Genomic DNA, 18,672 nt, shown 5'->3' with positions numbered 1-18,672 from the left:
CGCTCAGAAGTCCACCGTCACCGAAGCCGCGACGCTGCGTGCCGGGCCCAGCGTGGCGATCGGCGTGCTGTCGCTGAAGCTGCCCGAGTAGTAGTGGCGATCGAACAGGTTGGTCACGCCCAGGCGCCACTGCGTCGCACGGCCCATCAGCTCGGTGGCATAGCGCGCGCCGACGTCGACCTGGCTCCAGCCCGGGATGCGCTGGGTGTTGGCGGCGTCGAGGAACTGGCCGGTGGTGACCGTCGTGCGTGCGCTGAGCGTCAGCCCCGGCACCCAGGGCGTGTCCCACTCGGCGCCCAGGTTGCCCAGCCAGCGCGGCGCGCCGACCGCGGTGTTGCCGTCGTACTGGCCGTAGGCGGTCTGGGTCAGGATGCCCTGGTTGTAGCTGGCGCCGCCGAGCACGCGCAGCTGCGGCGTCAGCGCGCCGAAGCTGCTCCACTCGATGCCGCGCACGCGCTTCTCGGCGTCGTCGCTGTAGGTCGGTGCGGCGCTGTCGCCGGTGGCCATCATCGTCGGCTTGGTGATCTCGAACACGCTCAGGCTGTTCGTGAAGGTGCCGTTGGTCCACTTCAGGCCGAACTCCATCTGCTCGGTCTTGTAGGGCTCGAAGACCTGCTGGTAGTTGGTCGCCGCGGTGTCGGTGACGGTGTCGCCCTTGCTCAGGCCCTGCACGTAGTTGGCGTACAGCGAGACGTCCTGGCCCCAGGGCTTGACGACGACGGCGACGGCCGGCGTCAGCGCGCTCTCGTCGTAGTGCGCGGTCACCGCGCCGGCGGTGCTGAAGCTCTTCGTCTCCACGCCCTGGTGGCGCGCGCCCAGCGTCAGGCGCAGGCGGTCGTCCAGGAAGGAGAGGGTGTCGACCAGCGCCAGGCTGTCCAGCGTGGTCTCGCCGGTCTTGGACGCGCTGCCCGGCACGGCCACCATCACCGGCGTCACCGGGTCGTAGATGTTGGACGTGAAGGTGCTCATGTTGACCGCCGAGCCGTCCTCCTGCTTCAACCGCGTCGCGTGCAGCACCAGCTCGTGCCGGATGCCGGCGGTGTCCAGGCGCCCGCGCAGGCCGGCTTCGGCCGAGCTCGAGTCGCTGTAGCCGCGCTGGCCGACCATGCGGCCGGTGTAGTTGCCGTCGGCGTCGATCTGGCGCGCGTGCGTGCCGTTGATGAAGCCGGCGTAATCGTGGTCGCGGCGGCCGATGCCGGCGAAGGCGTCGAGCTGCGCGTTGATCGTGTACTCGGCGCGTGCGATGACGGCCTTGCTCTCGAGCTCGCCCCAGCCGTTGCGGAACTGGTTGGTGCTCGGATCCGGCGCGCCCGGGATGTCGGTGGTCGCGAACCAGTACATCGCCGGCGTGCCGCCGTCGAACTTCTCGGTGCTGGTGTAGGCGTCCAGCGTGGCGCTCAGCGCCTCGCCGCGGTAGTCCAGCGCGGCCGACAGGAACTCGCGCTTCTTGCTCTGCTCGTCCAGCGTCGTGTCGCCGTCGCTGTAGGCGGTGTTCACGCGCAGGCCCCACTGCTTGTGCTCGCCGAAACGCCGGCCCAGGTCCAGCGCGAGCTCGGCCTGCGACTCGGACTGCAGGCCGAAGCTGACGCGGGTCAACGGGTCGTCGCCGGCGCGCTTGGGCACCAGGTTGACGACGCCGCCGACGCCGCCGCCGGGCGGCATGCCGCTGAACAGCGCGCTCGGGCCCTTCAGCAGCTCCACACGCTCCAGGGACTCCACCGGCGAGTGGCCCACCGGCGCCAGGCCGTACATCCCCTCGATCGCCAGGTCGCCGGCGTTGACGTCGAAGCCGCGCACGCGGAAGTTCTCGTAGGCGTGGCCGGCCGAGGTCGTGAAACGCGTGCCCGGATCGTTGGTCAGCACCTCGGCCACGGTGCGTGCCTGCTGCTGCGCGATCAGTTCGGAGGTGTAGGCCACGGTGCTGAACGGCGTGTCCATCACCGACAGGTTGCCCAGCGCGCCGACGCGGGCGCCGCGCGCGACCTGGCCGCCGGCATGCGGCGCCGGCAGTTCACTGGCGAGTGCGCCGGCGCTGGCCTTGACCGCCGGCAGCGCCGATTCGCGCGCGGTGGCGGCCGGCTTGACGACGACATGCTGGCCGTCGACGCTGGCGGCCAGGCCGCTGCCGGCCAGCAGGCGCTCCAGCGCCTGTGCCGGCGTCAGCCGTCCGGAAACGGCCGGCGCCGTCTTGCCGGCCACGGCTTCGGCCGGGAAGCTGAGCTGCAGATCGGCGCGGCGCGCCAGCTCGTTGAGCGCCTGGCCCAGCGGCTGGGCCGGCAGGTCCAGCGTCAGCGGCGCGGCTGCGGTGGTGCTGGTTTGGGCCTGCACGGGCAGGGTGCTCGCCAGGTTCAGGACGACGGCGGCGGCCGCCAGGGCCAGGGGGGCAGGGGTGAATCGCGCTCGGCGCATTGCAGGGGTTCTCGGTCGGTTCTTGATCGCGGGACGCGCAGTGGCCGCCCCGTTCCTGCCGATGCAGACGCACGGCTGCGCCCAACCCTCACGTCGCGAATGAGAATATTTCGCGTTAAGTCGCGTGACCCGCTGGCGACGGGCGCGCGACGAGCTCGATCACCCCGTCGCGCAACTCCAGCCGCACCGGCAGCAGCTCGGGCAGCGTCTCGGCGAAGCGCCGCGCGTCGCCGACACGCCAGCTGCCGCCGACCGGCAGTGCGCCGACCGCAGGGTCGCGCACGACGACGCCGGTGGGGCCGTAGCGCTCGAACTCGGCCAGCGCCTGGGCCAGCGGCACGCCGTCGAAGGCGATGCGGCCTTCGCGCCAGGCCGTGGCGGCGGCCGCGACCAGCGGGCGCACCGGACCCGGGACGCCGGCCGCGTCGGTGCCCAGCATCTGGCCGGCGCGCAGTTCCACCGCGGCCGCCTTGCCGCTGCCGGCCTCGGAGCTGACGCGCACCCGGCCTTGCTCGACCTCGACGATGACACGCCCGGCGTCCAGGCCCTCGCGCGTGTGGCGCACCGAGAATCGGGTGCCGGTGACGAGCACGTCCAGGGGCCCGGCGCGAACGTGCAACGGGCGTGCGGGGTCGTGATGCACGGCGAAGCTGGCGCGGCCCTCGTGCAGCCGCAGTTCTCGCCGGTCGCGGTGGAGGCGAACGTCCAGCCGCGTCGCGCTGTCCAGGCGCACGCGGCTGCCGCCGCCGGCGGCGTCGGGCAGCGTCACGGCGAGCTGTTCACCCCGCTGTGTGGCGTAGTGCTGATCGAAACGCGGCTGCATCGACCAGCGGTCCCAGGCCGTCCAGCCCAGGCCCAGCGCGGCCAGCGCGAGCGCAGCGCCCAGCCTGCGCCCCAGCCGCCGTGACGGCCGCGCGGGCCCGTGCGGCGCCATGCCCGCGCGCAGCCGGGCAACCCCGCCGGCCGGCAGCGCGGCCACACGCACGAAGGTGTCCTGCAGCTCGGCGAAGGCCCGCAGGTGGCGCGGGTCGGCGTCCAGCCAGGCCTGCAGCGCCTGCCGGCCCGCGGCGTCCAGGCCGTCGCGCCGGCGTGCGACCCAGCGCGCCGCCTCCTCTTCGTGAGGCTCGGTCGGCGCTCGGGGCGGTCCTTCGTGGGGCGGCTGCATCGTCGGGGCGGTCGTCGTGACGGTAGACGCACGAGCGGCCGCGTGTCCTCATCCTCCGCAGCGTGCGTCGCGGCAGGCGAGCAGGCCGCGCGCGACGTGCTTCTCGACCATGCTGACCGAGATGCCCATGCGTTCGGCGACCTGGGCCTGGCTCAGCTCGTCGAAGACATGCAGCACGAAGGCCTCGCGGCAGCGCGGCGGCAGTGCCTCGATGGCCGCCAGGCAGGCCTGCGCATCCTGGCGTGAGGCCAGCGCTTCGTCGGGCTGCCAGCGCGGCGGCGCACTCGGGTGTTCGTCTTCGGCCAGTTCTTCCAGCGCGTCGTGGCGGCGCACCGCGGCGCGGCGGTGGCGGTCGACGACGAGGTTGCGCGCCGTGCGGTAGAGCAGGGCGCGGCCGTCGAGCACGGCCTGGCCGGCCTGCTGCAGCGCGAGCACGCGCATGAAGCTCTCCTGCGTCAGGTCGGCCGCGGCATGGCGGTCGCCGACCAGGCGGCAGAGGAAGTTGAGCAGTTCGCGGTAATGACGCTCCAGCACGGCCGAACTCATCCAGGAGGCCCGGCACCGGCGGGCGGGAGACTGGCGGCTGGCTGGTCTGGGGTGCGATCAAATAAGAATGGTTCGCATTATGCCGCGTGAAACGAGCGCTCGGCGTCGGGGCGCGCACGGCGTTCGCTGTTGACCCACTGCCGTCCGCTGCGGTGCGGGGCGCGGTAAAACGACGGCATGGACACCGCCCGCTCTCTCCCGATCGTCTCGTCCGTGCCTGGACGGCTGCGCCTGCGCGACGCGCGCCTGCGCCGCGATGCGCTGCGTGACGCGGTGCTGGCCCGCCTGGATTCGCTGCCGGCGCTGCGCACGCTGCGCGCCAACGCGGCCGCCGGCAGCGTCGTCGTCGAGTACGACGGCACGCGTGTCGACGAGGCCGCGATGTGCCGCGAGGTGCTCGACGCCGTCGCGCCGTGGCTGCCTGCCCGGGAGGCGGCGCCCAGCCCCGCACCGGCGGCTGCCCGGCCGCGCCGCCCCGGCCGGCGGCGCCAGCTGGCGCGGGCGACGAACGTCGGCATGCTCGCCAGCCTGGGCAGCTCGCTGGCGCTGGCCGCTGCCGGCGCGAAAGCCGCGCACGTCGCCACCGGCAGCGTCTTTCTCGGCCTGCTGGGCGTGCACCTGGCGATGCACCGGCGCAGCCTGCTGCGCTGACTCAGCCCTTCTGGCGGCGTCCGCGCGGCAGCCCGGCGCCGGCCAGCGCACGCAGCAGGATCGCGATCGTGCTGCCGTTGTGCAGCATCGACGCGGCCACCGGGCTCAGCGCGCCCAGCGCGGCGGCGCCCAGGATCGTCGAGTTCAGCCCCATCGTGAGCCTGAAGTTGGTGTCGATCAGCTCGCGCGTGGCCAGCGCCAGCGCCTTGGCCTCGGCGACGTGGCCGATGCGGTCCTCGAGCAGCACGACGTCGGCGGCCAGCCGGGCGACGTCGGCGCCACGGTGCATCGCGATGCCGACGTGCGCGCCGCTCAGGGCCGGGCCGTCGTTGACGCCGTCGCCGACGAAGGCGATCTGCGCGCCCGAGGCGGCCAGCTCGCGCAGCACTGCCGCCTTGTCTTCGGGCATCAGGCCGGCGCGGTAGTCGTCCAGGCCCAGCGCGGCGGCGCTCTCGCGTGCACGTTCGGGGTGGTCGCCGGTGAGCATCACGACGCGGCGCACGCCCAGCTCGCGCAGCCGCGCGACGGTGGCCGCGGCGTCGGGGCGCAGCTGGTCGCGCATCGCCAGCACGCCGATCAGCGTGCCGCCCCAGCCGATGTAGAGCAGGGTCTTGCCGTCGGCCTCCAGCGCCTCCAGGCGCGCGGCGTGCGGCGCCACGGCGATGCCTTCGTCGTCCTCGACGAAGTGGCGCGAGCCGACGACCACGCGCCGGCCCTCGATCTCGCTGGCCACGCCGTGGGCGACGATGAACTCGACCTCGGCGTGGTCGAAGTGCTGGCGCTCGGGCAGGCGGTGCGCGGCCTCGACGACGGCCAGCGCCATCGGGTGGAAGTAGTGCTCCTCGACCGAGGCGGCGAGGTTCAGCAGGTCCGCCGGCGTCAGCGCCGGGTCCAGCGCGACGGTGTCGGTGACCAGCAGGCGGCCGGTGGTCAGCGTGCCGGTCTTGTCGAAGACGAAGGTGTCGGCCGCGGCCAGGCGTTCGAGCGCGCGTGCGCCCTTGATCAGCATGCCGCTGCGCCCGGCCTCGGCCATCGCCGACTTGAAGGCCACCGGCGTCGCCAGCTTCAGCGCGCAGGAGTAGTCGGCCTGCAGCACCGCGGCGACACGGCGGCCGTCGCGCGACAGCGCCCAGGTGCCGGCGGCCAGCGCCAGCACCATCGGCACCAGGCGGTCGGCCAGGCGCGCGGCCTCCAGCTGCGTCTGGCCCTTGGTCTCCAGCGACTGGGCGACGAAGTCGGCGATGCGCGCCGCCGCCGCCTGGCGGCCGACACGTTCGGCATAGACGCGCAGCCGGCCTTCCTCGACCAGCGTGCCCGACAGCACGTGGTCGCCGCGGCGGCGCGCCACCGGCACGCTCTCGCCGGTCATCGTCGCCTCGTTGACCAGCGCCTCGCCGCCGAGCACCGTGCCGTCGACCGGCATCACCGCGCCGGTGGCGACGATGACCGTGTCGCCGACCTGCACCGCGTCGGCGTCGACACGGGTCTCGCGGCCCTCGCGCTCGACCCAGACCTCGGTGTCGGCCGGGCGCAGCAGCTGCGACAGCAGGGCGTCGGAGCGGCGCTCGATCGAGTGTTCGAGGTACTCGCCCAGGGCGAGCAGGAAGGACGTGGTGTTGGCCGCGACGTGGTCGCCGCGGCCGATGGAGATCGCCACCGCCACCGCCTCCAGCACGTGGGAGGTGATGCCGGCGCGCAGGAAGTCCTCCAGCGCCTCGCCCAGCAGCGGCACGGCGTTGGCGGTGGCCACCGGGCCGCGCAGCGCCAGCGGCAGTGCCGGCCCCAGCAGCAGTGCCGCGCCGGTGCCCAGCACGTTGCCCAGCGCCGGCTCGGGCGCCGAGCCGGCGGCCGGGGCGCGCCCGGGCGGCGCCAGCGCGAGCAGCTGCGCGGCGAGCGTCGCCACGTCGGTGAGCGCCGGGTCATAACGCAGTGCCAGCGATCGCACCGCGGCGTTGACCCGCGCCTCGCGCACGCCGCGCAAGGCCTCGGCGGCCCGGCGCAGCGAACGGGCGTCCAGCGCGCCGCCGCGTTCGACGCGGTAGCGCCAGCGCACCCGGCCGGCGCAGGCGTGCGCCGGTTCGAGTGCCGCCAGCCAGCGGCTGCCCGTCACGGCGCCTGGTGCAGCTGGCTGTCCATCTCGGCGCGGATGTCGGCGGCCTGTTCCTTCAGTTCCTCGAAGCCGCCGGCCAGGCCGGAATAGAGCTTCATCGCGGTCTTCAGCAGCGCCGCGCGGCGGTCCTCGTCGCCCAGCAACCAGGCCGCGCCGGCGCCCAGCGCCAGGCCGACGAGGAACTGCTGCTGCGCCGGGTTGCCCGGGATCCACGATGGCAGGTTGCCGAACAGGCCGCCGCCGTTGCCGGCATTGCCGGCGTTCCAGCCCGCCGGCGCGTTGCCGCCGTTCCAGCCGCAGGCCGGGCAGCCCGGGCAGGCCATCTTCGATTTCTTCTTCGCCTTCTTACCCACGTTCGTTTTCCTCGTCGCGCCCGGCAGGTTCGCCGAGCAGGGTTTCGATCAGTTGCACGGCCGCCGCCCCGGCGGCCACCGCGGTCAGGGCGCCGACCCATTGGCCGCGCTGCAGCGAGCGCGCCGCCTGCGTGCCCGCCGTCAGTGCGGCACCGCCCTGCAGCGCATGGCGCAGCACACGTCGGCCGTCGAAGCCGGGCCGGTCCTGGAAGGCCGACAGGCAGGCGGCGGCGACGAAGCCGCGCGTGAAGCTGCCGTCCGCGAGCGCGCGCGTCACGCCGCCGCCTCGTCCGCCGCGGCGCGTTTGCGCGGGCGCCGTGCACGCGGCGCGGCGCTGTCGGTTGCGGCCGGCTCAGCCGGTGCGGGATCGGCCGGCGTCGCTGCCGGGGCCGGCGGCGCCATGTCGGCGGCGCTGGAGTTCTTGCCGCGCTGGATCCAGCGCAGCGCGAACACGCCGGCGGCCACGCCGGCGGCGAAGGGGACGAGATGCAGCATTCGAGAAGCTCCTGGTGAACCTTACGGCCGCAGTCCGGGCGTCGTGGGCGACGACCGGCGCGCCGCACGACGCTGGCTGGCGTAAGGCTGGCTCGCGTAAGGGCCGGCGCTGTGTCGTCGAGGACGAAGATCATGGCGGCCCGGCCGAATGCAGTCTCGACCGGGCCGCCGTGGCAGGGCTTGCGAATGATCAAGCGCCGGCCGGGGCGGCGCCCTCCCTCCTGATGATCAGAAGCTTGCCCAGTCCGCCGCTGCCTTGGCCGGCGCGGCAGCGCGGGACGGCGCGGGGCGCGCTGCGGAAGCCGGCGCGGCGGCCACGGGGCGGCTGTCCGCCTGGGGCGACAGCCTGAACACGGCCACCGCGTCGACCAGCTGGCGCGCCTGGGTGCGCAGGCTTTCGGCGGCGGCGGCGCTCTCTTCGACGAGCGCGGCGTTCTGCTGCGTCGCCTGGTCCATCTGGGCCACCGCGTCGCCGACCTGGCCGACACCGTCACGCTGCTCGGCGCTGGCGCTGCTGATCTCGCCGACGATGTCGGCCACGCGGCGGATCGAGGCCAGCACGTCGTTCATGCGCGTGCCGGCCTGGTGCACCAGCGCGTTGCCGGCCTCCACGCGTTCGACGCTGGTGCCGATCAGCGCCTTGATCTCGCGTGCCGCCTCGGCGCTGCGCTGGGCCAGGGTGCGCACCTCGCCGGCGACGACCGCGAAGCCGCGGCCCTGCTCGCCGGCACGCGCCGCCTCGACGGCGGCGTTGAGCGCCAGGATGTTGGTCTGGAAGGCGATGCCGTCGATCGTGCCGATGATGTCGGCGATGCGGCGCGAGCTGTCGCTGATGCCGTTCATCGTCTGCACCACTTCGCCCACCATGCGGCCGCCGTCGCTGGCCACGCTGCTGGCGGCGGCGGCGAGCTGGTTGGCCTGCACCGCGTTGTCGGCGTTCTGGCGCACGGTGGCGTTGAGCTGTTCCATCGACGCCGCGGTCTGCTGCAGCGCGCTGGCCTGCTGCTCGGTGCGTGCCGAGAGGTCGGCGTTGCCGTGCGCGATCTGCTGGCTGGCGGTGGCCACGCTGTCGGCGGACTGGCGCACCTCGGCGACGGTGCGGGCCAGGCTGGCCTGCATGCCGGCCAGCGCCTGCATCAGGCGCGCGCTTTCGTCGCTGCCGCGCGAGTCGATTGCCGTGCACAGGTCGCCGCCGCCGATGGCCTCGGCCGCCGAGACGGCGCGCGAGATCGGTCGCGTGATGGAGCGGCTCACCAGCAGGGCGAACACCGCGCCGAGCGCGACGGCGACCAGCGCCCCGGCGGCCATCGCCCACTGGCTCAGCCGGGTGCCTGCGTCCAGCGCCTCGATCTTGCGGTCGAGCACCTGGTGCGAGTGGTCGACGACCTCCTGCAGCCGGGCCAGATAGGCCTCGGCCAGCGGCTGCAGCTCCTGATCGACGGCGGCCGACACCTCGCCACCGGCCTCCTTGCGTTTGAAGAGGTCGGTGCGAACGTCCAGGTACTTCTGGCGCACGTCGTTGATGGCCGCGATCAAGGCCTTGCCTTCGCCGTCGTCGGTGAGCTGCACGACCTTCTCGCGCAGCGGGACCGCAGTCCTGGAGCCTTCCAGCGCGTCGGACTGCAGGCGTGCGGCGTAGGCCGCGTCGCTGGTCTTCAGCGCCGAGCTCACCTGGAACAGGTTGATGCGCAGCAGCGAGGCCCATTGCTGGGTCAGTTCGTTGCGTTGCATCTCGCGCTCGACCATCGACGCCGTGGCGTCACGTTGCACCTGGAGCTGCCAGACGGCGACGGCGGCGATGGCGACGGTGATCGCGAGCACGAGGGCGAACGCGAGGGCGAGGCGCAGGGCGATTCTCAAGCGGGTCATGGGCTTCCTGAGGCGAACGAAGGGGTTGCCTCGATTTCGGCTTGCGCTCTCCGGTCGTGAGAGTCCCCGGGCCCGAAATGGCGCTCAATTCCGCAAATGGCCTGGCACTAATTCACGCGATGAGTCATTCGCAAATAACGCAATTCACTTCGTCTGATCGCCATCAATGCAACAAACCCATTAATCGCAATTCCGTTTATGGCGAATCGCGTGAATCGTTGGATTGCCGCGGCGGCTTGCGGGGGCGGTGGGGACGGCTACAATCAAGAACGATTCTCATTCGTCGCCCTTGCCCACCCGGTCGAGCCGGGTTCCGAACCGTGCCGGCCACCGACCTCGCCCCACCGCATCCGCTCGAGCGTCTCTACGCCGAGCACCACGGCTGGCTGCGCGACTGGCTTCGGCGCAAGCTGGGCAACGCCTGCGATGCCGCCGACCTGGCGCACGACACCTATCTGCGCCTGCTGCGCAGCGGCCACGTGCCACCGCAGGACGAGTCGCGCCGGCATCTGGCTCAGGTGGCCAACGGTCTCGTCGTCGATCTATACCGGCGGCGCGCGATCGAAGCCGCCTTCCTGGAGGCGCTGGCGGCGCTGCCCGCCGCGCAGGCACCGTCGCCCGAAGACCGCGCGCTGGCCGTCGAGGCGCTGGTGCAGCTCGACGCCGCGCTGCAGTCGCTGGCGCCCAAGGCGCGTGCGGCGCTGCTCATGTGCCGGCTCGACGGCCTGGGTTACCGCGAGATCGCCACGCGGCTGGGGGTCTCGGTGTCCTCGGTCGAGAAGTACGTCGCCGCGGCGCTGCTGGCCTGCCATCAGGCGCTGCAGCCGCGATGAGCGCCGCAGCCGAAGACGCCGAGGTCGCGCGCCAGGCGGCGCGCTGGATGGCGCGGCTGTGGGCCGAAGACGCGGCCGCCGAGGACCACGCCGCCTGCGCGCGCTGGCGCGCCGCGCATCCCGAGCATGAACGCGCCTGGCAGGCGATGCAGGGCTTCGACGCCCGCCTGCGCGGCCTGCCCGGAGAGGCCGCGCGCCGCGCGCTGCAGGCGCCCGGTGCGACACGCCGGCGCGTGCTGCGCACGCTGGGGCTGGCGGTGGCCGTGATCGGCAGCGGCGAAGCCGTGCGCCGAAGCGAGGCCTGGGCGCTGTGGGCCGCCGACGAACGTTGCGCCACCGGCGAAGTGCGCACCCTGTCGCTGCCCGACGGCACGCGGCTGGTGCTGGCCAGCGCCAGCGCCGTCGACCTGCGTTACGACGCCGAACAGCGCCTGATCGTGCTGCGCGCCGGCGAGATCCTCGTCACCAGCGCGCCCGACGCGGCGCGGCGGCCGCTGGCCGTGCGCACCCGCCACGGCCTGGTGCGGGCACTGGGCACGCGTTTTCTCGTGCGCGATCTCGGCGCGGCCGACCGGGTCGTGGTCTACGAAGGCGCGGTCGAGCTGCAGCCGGCGAAGCGCGCGTCGGCGCCCTGGCGCCTGGACGCCGGCCAGTCGGCGCGGCTGGCCGACGACGGCGTCACGCCCGGCGGCCCGGCCGACGAAGCCGACACCGCCTGGACCCGCGGCCTGCTGCTGGCCGACGGCCGGCGGGTCGACGAGCTCGTCGCCGAGATCGCGCGTTACCGCCGCGGCGTGCTGCGCTGCGACCCGGCGGTCGGCGCGCTGCGCGTCAGCGGCGTCTTTCCGCTGCACGACCCCGACCGTGCGCTGCAGAACCTGACGCTGGCGCTGCCGCTGCGCCTGCGCCGGGTCGGCGGCTGGTGGATCACGGTCGAGGCCGACCCGGAGCGCCGCTGAACGCCCGCCCGCCGGGCGATTGAGGGTTTTGCGTTCTCGTCCGGAAGACGGGCTGAACCCCCACCACTTCGGCCCTCCGATGCAGCACACCGCCTTCTTCCGCCAACGTCCCACCGCCGCCGCCTGCCTGGCCTTGATGCTGGCCGCCGCGGCGCCGCTCGCACCGCGCATCGCGTCGGCGCAGCCGGCCGCCGAGGCGCCGCGTGCGCTGAAGATCGCGCCCGGCCCGCTGGGCGCGGCACTGAACCGCTTCGCCGCGGCGCTGGGTGTCGAGCTCAGCGTCGACACCGCGCTGCTCGACGGCCTGCGCTGCAACGGGCTCGATGGCCGCTACGGCGCCGAGGACGGTTTCGCCGCGCTGCTCGCCGGCCACGCGCTGCAGGCCGTGCGCCAGCCCAACGGCAGCTGGACCGTGCAGCGCCGGCCGCAGGCCGCGGCCGATTCGCTGCCGGCGATCACCGCCCGCGCCGCCGGCGACAGCGCTACCGGGCCGCTGACAGGCTACGCCGCGCGGCGCAGCGCCACCGCGACCAGGACCGACACGCCGATGCTGGAGACGCCGCAGACGCTGACCGTCGTCGGCGCCGAGGAGATCGAGGTGCGCAAGGCCGACAGCCTGGCCGAGGCGGTGGGCTACACCGCCTCGGTGCTGCGCTCCGAAGGCGTGGACCGCACCGGCGACGGCTTCGTGATGCGCGGCTTCCAGGCCACGGCCAGCCAGGGCAACCTCTACCGCGACGGCAGCAAGTACAGCGTCAACCTCTACGACGGCCGCCAGGAGCCTTACGGGCTGGAGCGCATCGAGATCCTCAAGGGTGCGGCCTCGGTGCTCTACGGCAACTCGGCGCCGGGCGGCATCATCAACACCGTCAGCAAGCGCCCGACGAACGAGGCGCTGCACGAGCTGAACCTGGAGCTGGGCTCCTTCGACCGGCGCCAGCTCTCGGGCGACTTCGGCGGTGCGCTGGACGACGCTGGCGTCTGGTCGTACCGGCTGACCGCGCTGGTGCGCGACAGCGGCAGCTTCGTCGAGCACGTCGACGACGACCGCCGCTACCTCGCGCCGTCGCTGCGCTGGCAGCCCGACGCCGCGACCTCGCTGACGCTGCAGGCCGACCTGCAGCACGACCACACGGCCTACGTCTACGGCCTGCCGGCCGAAGGCACGGTGCTGGCCAACCCCAGCGGCCGGCTGCCGCGCGACACCTTCGTCGGCGAGCCCGGTTACGACCGCTACGACCTGCAGCGGCGCTCGCTGGGTTATCTGTTCGAACACGTCTTCGACGAGCGGTTCACGCTGCGCCATTCGCTGCGAAGCTACCGCGCCGACGTCGACATGCCCTCGATCTGGATCTCCGGCCTTCAGGCCGACGGCCGCACCACGGCCTACCGCGGCGCCCAGGACCGCGAGGACCGCGCGCGGGCGCTGATGTCCGACACCTCGCTGCAATCGAAGTGGCGCAGCGGCAGCGTCGAGCACACGGCGCTGGTCGGGCTGGACGTCGTGCGCGAACGTTTCCGCACCGTGCGCTACGACCGCAGCGCCGAGCCGCTGGATCTCTACGACCCGGTCTACGGCGGCGCGTTCGGCGCGCCCGAGCCGAACTCGTTCTCGTCGCGCTCGGAGCTGCGCCGCGTCGGGCTCTACGCGCAGGAACAGGCCAAGATCGCCGGCCGCTGGGTCGCCGTCGCCGGGCTGCGCCACGACCGCGTGCGTTACGACGAAAGCGCGGTCTTCAGCGACGACGTCGCCGCCGACGGCGAGAAGTCCAATGCCACGACCGGCCGCGCCGGCCTGGTCTACCTCGCGCCCAACGGCCTGGCGCCCTTCGTCAGCTTCAGCCAGTCCTTCGAGCCGCAGACCGGCACCGACCGCGGCGGCCAGCGTTTCGACCCGACCCGCGGCACGCAGTGGGAGCTGGGCCTGCGCTGGCAGCCCGAAGGCAGCCAGACGCTGCTGTCGGCGGCGCTCTACCAGCTCACGCAGCGCAAGGTGCTGGTCACCGACCCGGTGGATACCAACTACTCGGTGCAGCTCGGCGAGGTGCGCTCGCGCGGGCTGGAGCTCGAGGCTCGTACGCGTGTGGGCGCCGCCAATCTCGTCGCCGCCTACGCCTACACCGACGCGCGCACGCTGAAGAGCAGCCCGCTGACGCCCGAGGCCGAGGGCCAGCGCACCGGCGCCGTGCCGTACCACCAGGCCTCGGTCTGGGCGGACTACGGCTTCGGCGCCTTCGGCCTGCCGGCGCTGAAGGCCGGCGCCGGCCTGCGCCACGTCGGCTCGGCGCCCGGCGTCTGGCTCGATGTGGACGTGCCCGGCTACACCGTCGTCGACGCGATGCTGTCGTGGACCGAAGGCCCGTGGCGGCTGGCGCTCAACGTCGCCAACCTGGGCGACAAGACCTACGTCGCGTCCTGCACCTACCTGTGTTTCTACGGCGAGCCGCGGCGCGTGACGGGCAGCGTCTCCTATCGCTGGTGAGCCGCAGCGGCTTGCCCAACGCTCTCCTGATCCATAGAATGAGAACGATTCTCAACCAATAAACCAGCGACGACGGCGCACAGCCGCGTCCCGCGGCCTGTCTTGTCCTCCGCCGACGTGCTGCAGCGGCAGCTCCAGCTCCTGTACCGCGACCATCACGGCTGGCTGCATGCCTGGCTGGCGCGCAAGCTCGGCTGTCCTCAGCACGCCGCCGACATCGCCCACGACACCTTCGTACGGGTCATCGCCGCGCGCGACGCGCTGCTGGGCGTGCAGCAGCCGCGCGCCTGGCTGAGCACGACGGCGACTCGGCTCGTGATCGACGAGGCGCGCCGCCGCCGCCTCGAGCAGGCCTGGCTGGAAGAGCTGGCACGCGCCGCCGACGGCGCCGCCTATCCGTCGCCCGAGCAGACGCTGGCGGCGGTCCAGGCGCTGACCCAGCTCGAAGCGGTGCTCGAGGCGGTGCCGGCCAAGGCGCGCAGCGCCTTCGTTCGCCACTACCTCGACGGCCAGACCCATGCGGTGGTCGCCGCCGAGCTCGGCGTGTCGACGAAGATGGTGCAGAAGTACCTGGCGCGGGTGCTGCTGCAGTGCCACGCGCTGCAGGCCGCGTGATGGGACGGCAGGACAAGCCGGTGCGACCGGCGGTGTGCCCGTGAACCGTGCTGCACCGGGCGGCGACGATGCGGTCGCGGCCGCCGCGGCCGGCTGGATCGTGCGTCTGAGCGCCGACGACAGCGCCGAACGCGAGGCCGCGCGTGCCGGTTTCGAGGCCTGGAAAGCGGCCGATCCGCGCCATGCGGCGGTGGCGGCGAGGCTGGAAGCGTTCGTCGAAGGCACGCGCCGGCTCGGCGCCGCCGCGCCGGCCCGGCGTGCGGCGCGCAGTGCGCTCGGCGGCGTGCTGGCGCCAACGCCGCGCCGCCGGCACCTGGCCGGCGCCGCGCTCGGCTTGTTCGTCGCCGTCGGTGTCGCCGCGCTGCTGCGGCTGCAGCCGGCCACCGCGCTGCTGGCGGACCTGGCCACGGGCCCCGGCGAGCAGCGCCTCAGCGTGCTGGCCGACGGCTCGCGCCTGACGCTGGCCGGCGGCAGCGCGGTCGATGTCGGTTTCGACGCCGGCACGCGCCGCGTCTCGCTGCTGCAAGGCGAGGTGCTGGTCGAGGTCGCCAAGGACCCGGCGCGGCCCTTCGTCGTCGAGACGGCGCACGGCCGCGTGCGTGCGCTGGGCACGCGCTTCATCGTGCGCCGCGACGCCGACACGACGCTGCTGACGATGATCGAGTCCAGCACCGCCGTCAGCGCCGCGCCGCCGGCCGCCGGCGGCGAGACCGTCGTCGTTGCCGGGCAGGGCGCGCGCCTGGACGCTCGTGGCGTGACGCTGCTGGGCGCGGTCGACGCCGGCGCGGCCGAACAGGCGTTCCAGCACCGGCGCCTGGTCGCCGACGACCTGCCGCTGGCCGAGGTGCTCGATGCGCTCGCACGCCACCGCCGCGGCCTGCTGCGCTACGACCGCGACGCGATCGCCGGCATCCGGGTCTCGGCGGTGCTGCCGCTGGACGACACCGACCGCGCGCTGCAACTGCTGCAGAACAGCTTCCCGCAGCTGCGCGTGCGTCTGCTGACGCGCTGGCTGGTGCTGGTCGACAGGCCCGGCTGAGATTTTTCGCCGCCGCCGGTTCCTGTTCGGGCGTCTCGTTCGTCAATGCATCTGAAGACCGGCGATGCAGCCGGTCCGTTGCCCCGCCGCGTCGCGGCGCGGGTGGTCCGCATCCGCTTCGAGAGTCCAGGAACCGTCCATGTCCCGCATCAAGAACCGCGGCGCCGTCTCCGGCGCACCCCGACGGCGCGCCGTCGCCCTGGCCGCGCATCTGGCGCTGGCTGCCGTGCTGGCCGGCGCTGCCGCGTTGCCGGCGCACGCGCAGGCCGGCTCTGCCGCCGCCGTGCAGGCCGACGTGCCGCCCGGGCCGCTGGCGCAGGCGCTCAACCGCTTCGCGCTGCAGGCCGGTGTGGCGCTGGTCGTCGACGCCGGCCAGATCGCCGGCCTGAGGAGCCCGGGGCTCAGCGGTGCGGTCACGGTCGAAGAGGGTTTTGCCCGCCTGCTCGAAGGCAGCGGCTGGCGCATCGGCCGCACCGCCGCCGGCTACGTGCTGCTGGCCGCGCCGGCGGCCGCCGGCGGCGAGGCCGGCACCAGCCTGCCGGCGGTGCGCGCCAGCGCCTCCCGCATCCAGGATCCGGATGCCACGCCCGAGGCCTACGGCCGCCAGACCGCGCGTGGCGGCCGCGTCGGCCTGCTGGGCAACCAGGACTTCATGGATGCACCGTTCAGCACCATGTCCTACACCAGCGAGCTGATCGCCGACCAGAACGCCAAGACCCTGGCCGACGTGCTTCAGAACGATCCCTCGGTGCGCTTCATGACGCCGTCGGGCCACATGACCGAGAACCTGGAGATCCGCGGCTTTCTCGTCACCGCCGAGAACATGGCGATGAACGGGCTCTACGGCGTCGCACCTTACGGCCACGTGCCGACCGAGTTCATCGAGCGCGTCGAGATCCTGAAGGGCACCAGCGGCCTGGTCTACGGCATGGCGCCGGACGGCGCCGTCGGCGGCGTCGTCAACCTCGTGCCCAAACGCGCCGGCGACACGCCGCTGACGCGCCTGACGCTGGACTACGAAGGCGCCTCGCAGGCGGGCTTGCACGCGGACCTCGGCCGCCGCTTCGGAGAGCGCGGGGCCTTCGGCATCCGCGTCAACGCCGCTTACCGCGACGGCGGCACCGAGGTCGACGGCCAGGACAAGGGGCGCCGCCTCGGCGCGGTCGCGCTGGACTACCGCGGCGAGAGCCTGCGCGCGACGCTGGACCTCTATGACAGCCACGAGAAGACCGACAACGGCACGCCGCTGATCGTGTCGTTCGCGACCCGGGTGCTGTCGGCGCCCGATTCGTCGACCAATGCCTTCAAGGGCACCCATTCGGAGATGGACAACAGCGCCGCCGCGCTGCGCGTCGAGGCCGACCTGAACGAACACCTGGAGGCCTATGCCGCGCTCGGCCGGCGCAGCACCGACTACAAGGGCTACATCAACGGCACCAACGCCGCCAGCGTCGCCGCCGATGGCAGCTACTCCGGCGTGACCGTGAACCAGAACGGCTACAAGGACAGCGTCAGCTACGAGATCGGCCTGCGGGCGCGTTTCGAGACCGGGCCGCTGCGACACGAAGCGGTGTTCGCTGTCAACGGGCTGTCGCTGGAAAGCGGCATGGTCTACACCCGCAGCGCGCGCTTCGGCTCGAACATCTATGACCCGGCCACACCGGCGCTGGCAGCGGACCCGGGCAAGTCGCCCAAGACCGGCGAGACCGATCTCGGCGGCATCTCCATCGCCGACACCGTCTCGTTCCTGGGCGGCAAGGGCGCGCTGACGCTGGGCATCCGCAGCCAGCGTGTCGAGGACCGGAGCTACAGCTCGACCACGGGCGCGAAGACGGCCGACTACGACGAGCGCGTGACGACGCCGGCGGTGGGCCTCGTCGTCAAGCCCTGGTCGCCGCGGCTGGCGCTGTACGCCAATTACGTCGAAGGGCTGAGCAAAGGCGACACCGCGCCGGTGACGGCGGCCAACGCCAACGAGGTCTTCGAGCCCTACGTCTCCAAGCAGAAGGAGATCGGCCTGAAGTGGGACGGCGGCAGCTTCGCGCACACGCTGGCGCTGTACGAGATCAAGCAGCCCAGCATGGTCTACGACGCCAGCAACATCTACAGCGTCGACGGCGAGAAGCGCGTGCGCGGCCTGGAATGGACGACGATGGGCGCGCCGAGGCCGGGGCTGCGCGTGCTCGGCGGCCTGACGCTGGCGCGCGGCGAACTGGTGCACACCAGCACCGGCGCCAACGACGGCAATGATGCCTACGGCGTGCCCGACTGGCAGGCCAACCTGGGCGCCGACTGGGACCTGCCCTGGCTGCCCGGGCTGACCGTCGGCGGCCGCGTCGTGCACACCGACGACCAGTACCTGAACTCGGCGAACACGCTGCGCATCCCGAGCTGGACCCGCGTCGATGCCAGCCTGCGCTACAAGACCACGATCGCCGGGCGCGCCACGACCTGGCGCGGCAGCGTCGTCAACCTGCTCGGCAAGGACTACTGGTCCGGGCCTTATCACGGCGAGGGCTACGCCTCGCTCAGCCAGCCGCGCACCGTCAGCCTGTCGGCGACGGTGGACTTCTGATGGCGGCGGCCGTGGCCGCCGGGCTGCTGCTGGCCGCCGCCGGCGGCGCCTGCGTCTACCTCGCGTCGCCGCATCAGCGGCTGGCGGCGCGCGCCTGGCCGGCACGGCCGGCGCGTGCCGCCGGCGCGCTGCTGTGGGCCGCCGCGCTGGTGGCACTGCTGCAGGCGCTGCTGCCGCTGACCGCGGTGCTGGTGCTGGCGACCTGGGCGATGCTGGCGTTCACGCTGCTGCCTTACCTGGGTGCCGGGCGCACGCTGCGCGGAGGCGGCCGGTGAGCGCGGCCACGGGCCGGCGCGAGCTGCGCCGGGACTGGCTCGCCAAGACGCTGGCCGGCCTGCTGCTGGGCTTCACGCTGGCCGTCGGCGCCAGCGGGCTGCTCGGGCTGGCACTGGCGGGCGTGGCCGCACCGGCGCGCAGCCAGCTGATGATGTGGGCGGTGATGCCGGTCTGGCTGGGCGTGTTCTCGGGCGTCTACTTCTTCGCCAGCGGCCTGCGTGCCTGGCTCTGGCTGGTGGCGGCCAACACGCTGGTCTTCGGCGCGCTGGCCGTGGCGCGCGCGTTCTGAGGAGGC

17 protein-coding genes are annotated in these 18,672 nt (G+C 73.3%); 9 read left to right on the top strand and 8 right to left on the bottom strand.

The annotated features are described in order from the left end of the window. Positions 1-3: 3 nt before the first annotated feature. From EV684_RS09585 to EV684_RS09575, 3 genes are all read right to left on the bottom strand, one after another. Positions 4-2,409 carry a TonB-dependent receptor gene (locus EV684_RS09585; RefSeq protein ID WP_132646580.1) on the bottom strand — a complete coding sequence of 802 codons (2,406 nt, stop codon included), beginning with the start codon at positions 2,407-2,409 and terminating at the stop codon, positions 4-6. A 115-nt stretch (positions 2,410-2,524) separates the two neighbouring features. Next, positions 2,525-3,574, bottom strand: coding sequence for a FecR family protein (locus tag EV684_RS09580; RefSeq protein ID WP_132646578.1), 1,050 nt, complete (start codon positions 3,572-3,574; stop codon positions 2,525-2,527). A 48-nt stretch (positions 3,575-3,622) separates the two neighbouring features. Further along, entirely contained in the window at positions 3,623-4,108 is a 486-nt protein-coding gene (locus EV684_RS09575) for a sigma-70 family RNA polymerase sigma factor (RefSeq protein ID WP_132646876.1), read from the bottom strand. A gap of 189 nt (positions 4,109-4,297) precedes the next feature. Between EV684_RS09575 and EV684_RS09570 the strand changes: the two genes are divergently transcribed. Beyond that, the gene (locus EV684_RS09570) at positions 4,298-4,771 is read left to right on the top strand and encodes an HMA2 domain-containing protein (RefSeq protein ID WP_132646576.1); all 474 of its coding nucleotides are present in this window, start codon (positions 4,298-4,300) and stop codon (positions 4,769-4,771) included. Position 4,772: 1 nt separating this feature from the next. On the opposite strand, the gene EV684_RS09565 is transcribed toward EV684_RS09570, so the two are convergent. The 5 genes from EV684_RS09565 to EV684_RS09545 all read right to left on the bottom strand — a co-directional run bounded on the left by EV684_RS09565 (position 4,773) and on the right by EV684_RS09545 (position 9,598). Further along, on the bottom strand, positions 4,773-6,881 hold the full coding sequence (locus EV684_RS09565) for a heavy metal translocating P-type ATPase (RefSeq protein ID WP_132646574.1): 2,109 nt from the start codon (positions 6,879-6,881) through the stop codon (positions 4,773-4,775). Next, the gene (locus EV684_RS09560) at positions 6,878-7,234 is read right to left on the bottom strand and encodes a YtxH domain-containing protein (RefSeq protein ID WP_132646572.1); all 357 of its coding nucleotides are present in this window, start codon (positions 7,232-7,234) and stop codon (positions 6,878-6,880) included. The genes EV684_RS09565 and EV684_RS09560 overlap by 4 nt, the downstream gene beginning before the upstream one ends. Beyond that, positions 7,227-7,511, bottom strand: a complete 285-nt coding sequence (locus EV684_RS09555; protein WP_132646570.1) for a hypothetical protein — start codon at positions 7,509-7,511, stop codon at positions 7,227-7,229. The genes EV684_RS09560 and EV684_RS09555 overlap by 8 nt, the downstream gene beginning before the upstream one ends. Next, on the bottom strand, positions 7,508-7,729 hold the full coding sequence (locus EV684_RS09550; protein ID WP_132646568.1) for a hypothetical protein: 222 nt from the start codon (positions 7,727-7,729) through the stop codon (positions 7,508-7,510). The genes EV684_RS09555 and EV684_RS09550 overlap by 4 nt, the downstream gene beginning before the upstream one ends. 228 nt (positions 7,730-7,957) lie before the next feature. Then, positions 7,958-9,598: a methyl-accepting chemotaxis protein gene (locus tag EV684_RS09545; RefSeq protein WP_132646566.1), complete on the bottom strand. Its 1,641-nt coding sequence runs from the start codon at positions 9,596-9,598 to the stop codon at positions 7,958-7,960. Positions 9,599-9,918: 320 nt separating this feature from the next. Between EV684_RS09545 and EV684_RS09540 the strand changes: the two genes are divergently transcribed. The 8 genes from EV684_RS09540 (at position 9,919) to EV684_RS09505 (ending at position 18,666) form a co-directional block, all read left to right on the top strand. After that, positions 9,919-10,431: a sigma-70 family RNA polymerase sigma factor gene (locus EV684_RS09540; RefSeq protein ID WP_132646564.1), complete on the top strand. Its 513-nt coding sequence runs from the start codon at positions 9,919-9,921 to the stop codon at positions 10,429-10,431. Continuing rightward, positions 10,428-11,390 (top strand): FecR domain-containing protein, encoded by a 963-nt coding sequence (locus tag EV684_RS09535; protein ID WP_132646562.1) that lies wholly within the window; start codon positions 10,428-10,430, stop codon positions 11,388-11,390. The genes EV684_RS09540 and EV684_RS09535 overlap by 4 nt, the downstream gene beginning before the upstream one ends. Before the next feature lie 79 nt (positions 11,391-11,469). After that, positions 11,470-13,872 carry a TonB-dependent siderophore receptor gene (locus tag EV684_RS09530; protein WP_242478498.1) on the top strand — a complete coding sequence of 801 codons (2,403 nt, stop codon included), beginning with the start codon at positions 11,470-11,472 and terminating at the stop codon, positions 13,870-13,872. A gap of 102 nt (positions 13,873-13,974) precedes the next feature. Then, positions 13,975-14,487: a sigma-70 family RNA polymerase sigma factor gene (locus EV684_RS09525; RefSeq protein WP_207184424.1), complete on the top strand. Its 513-nt coding sequence runs from the start codon at positions 13,975-13,977 to the stop codon at positions 14,485-14,487. Positions 14,488-14,527: 40 nt separating this feature from the next. Continuing rightward, positions 14,528-15,526, top strand: a complete 999-nt coding sequence (locus tag EV684_RS09520) for a FecR family protein (RefSeq protein ID WP_243651126.1) — start codon at positions 14,528-14,530, stop codon at positions 15,524-15,526. A gap of 139 nt (positions 15,527-15,665) precedes the next feature. After that, complete coding sequence (locus EV684_RS09515; protein ID WP_132646558.1) at positions 15,666-18,101, top strand: TonB-dependent receptor; 2,436 nt, start codon at positions 15,666-15,668, stop codon at positions 18,099-18,101. Next, entirely contained in the window at positions 18,101-18,376 is a 276-nt protein-coding gene (locus tag EV684_RS09510; RefSeq protein ID WP_132646556.1) for a hypothetical protein, read from the top strand. Before EV684_RS09515 ends, EV684_RS09510 begins: the two co-directional genes overlap by 1 nt. Next, positions 18,373-18,666, top strand: coding sequence for a hypothetical protein (locus EV684_RS09505; protein WP_132646554.1), 294 nt, complete (start codon positions 18,373-18,375; stop codon positions 18,664-18,666). The genes EV684_RS09510 and EV684_RS09505 overlap by 4 nt, the downstream gene beginning before the upstream one ends. The last annotated feature ends 6 nt before the right edge of the window (positions 18,667-18,672 follow it).

This window comes from Rubrivivax gelatinosus, assembly GCF_004340905.1.
Classification (GTDB): domain Bacteria; phylum Pseudomonadota; class Gammaproteobacteria; order Burkholderiales; family Burkholderiaceae_C; genus Rubrivivax; species Rubrivivax gelatinosus.
The sequence above is the reverse complement of the archived record's forward strand: the minus strand, read 5'-3'. Positions and strand labels throughout refer to the sequence as shown.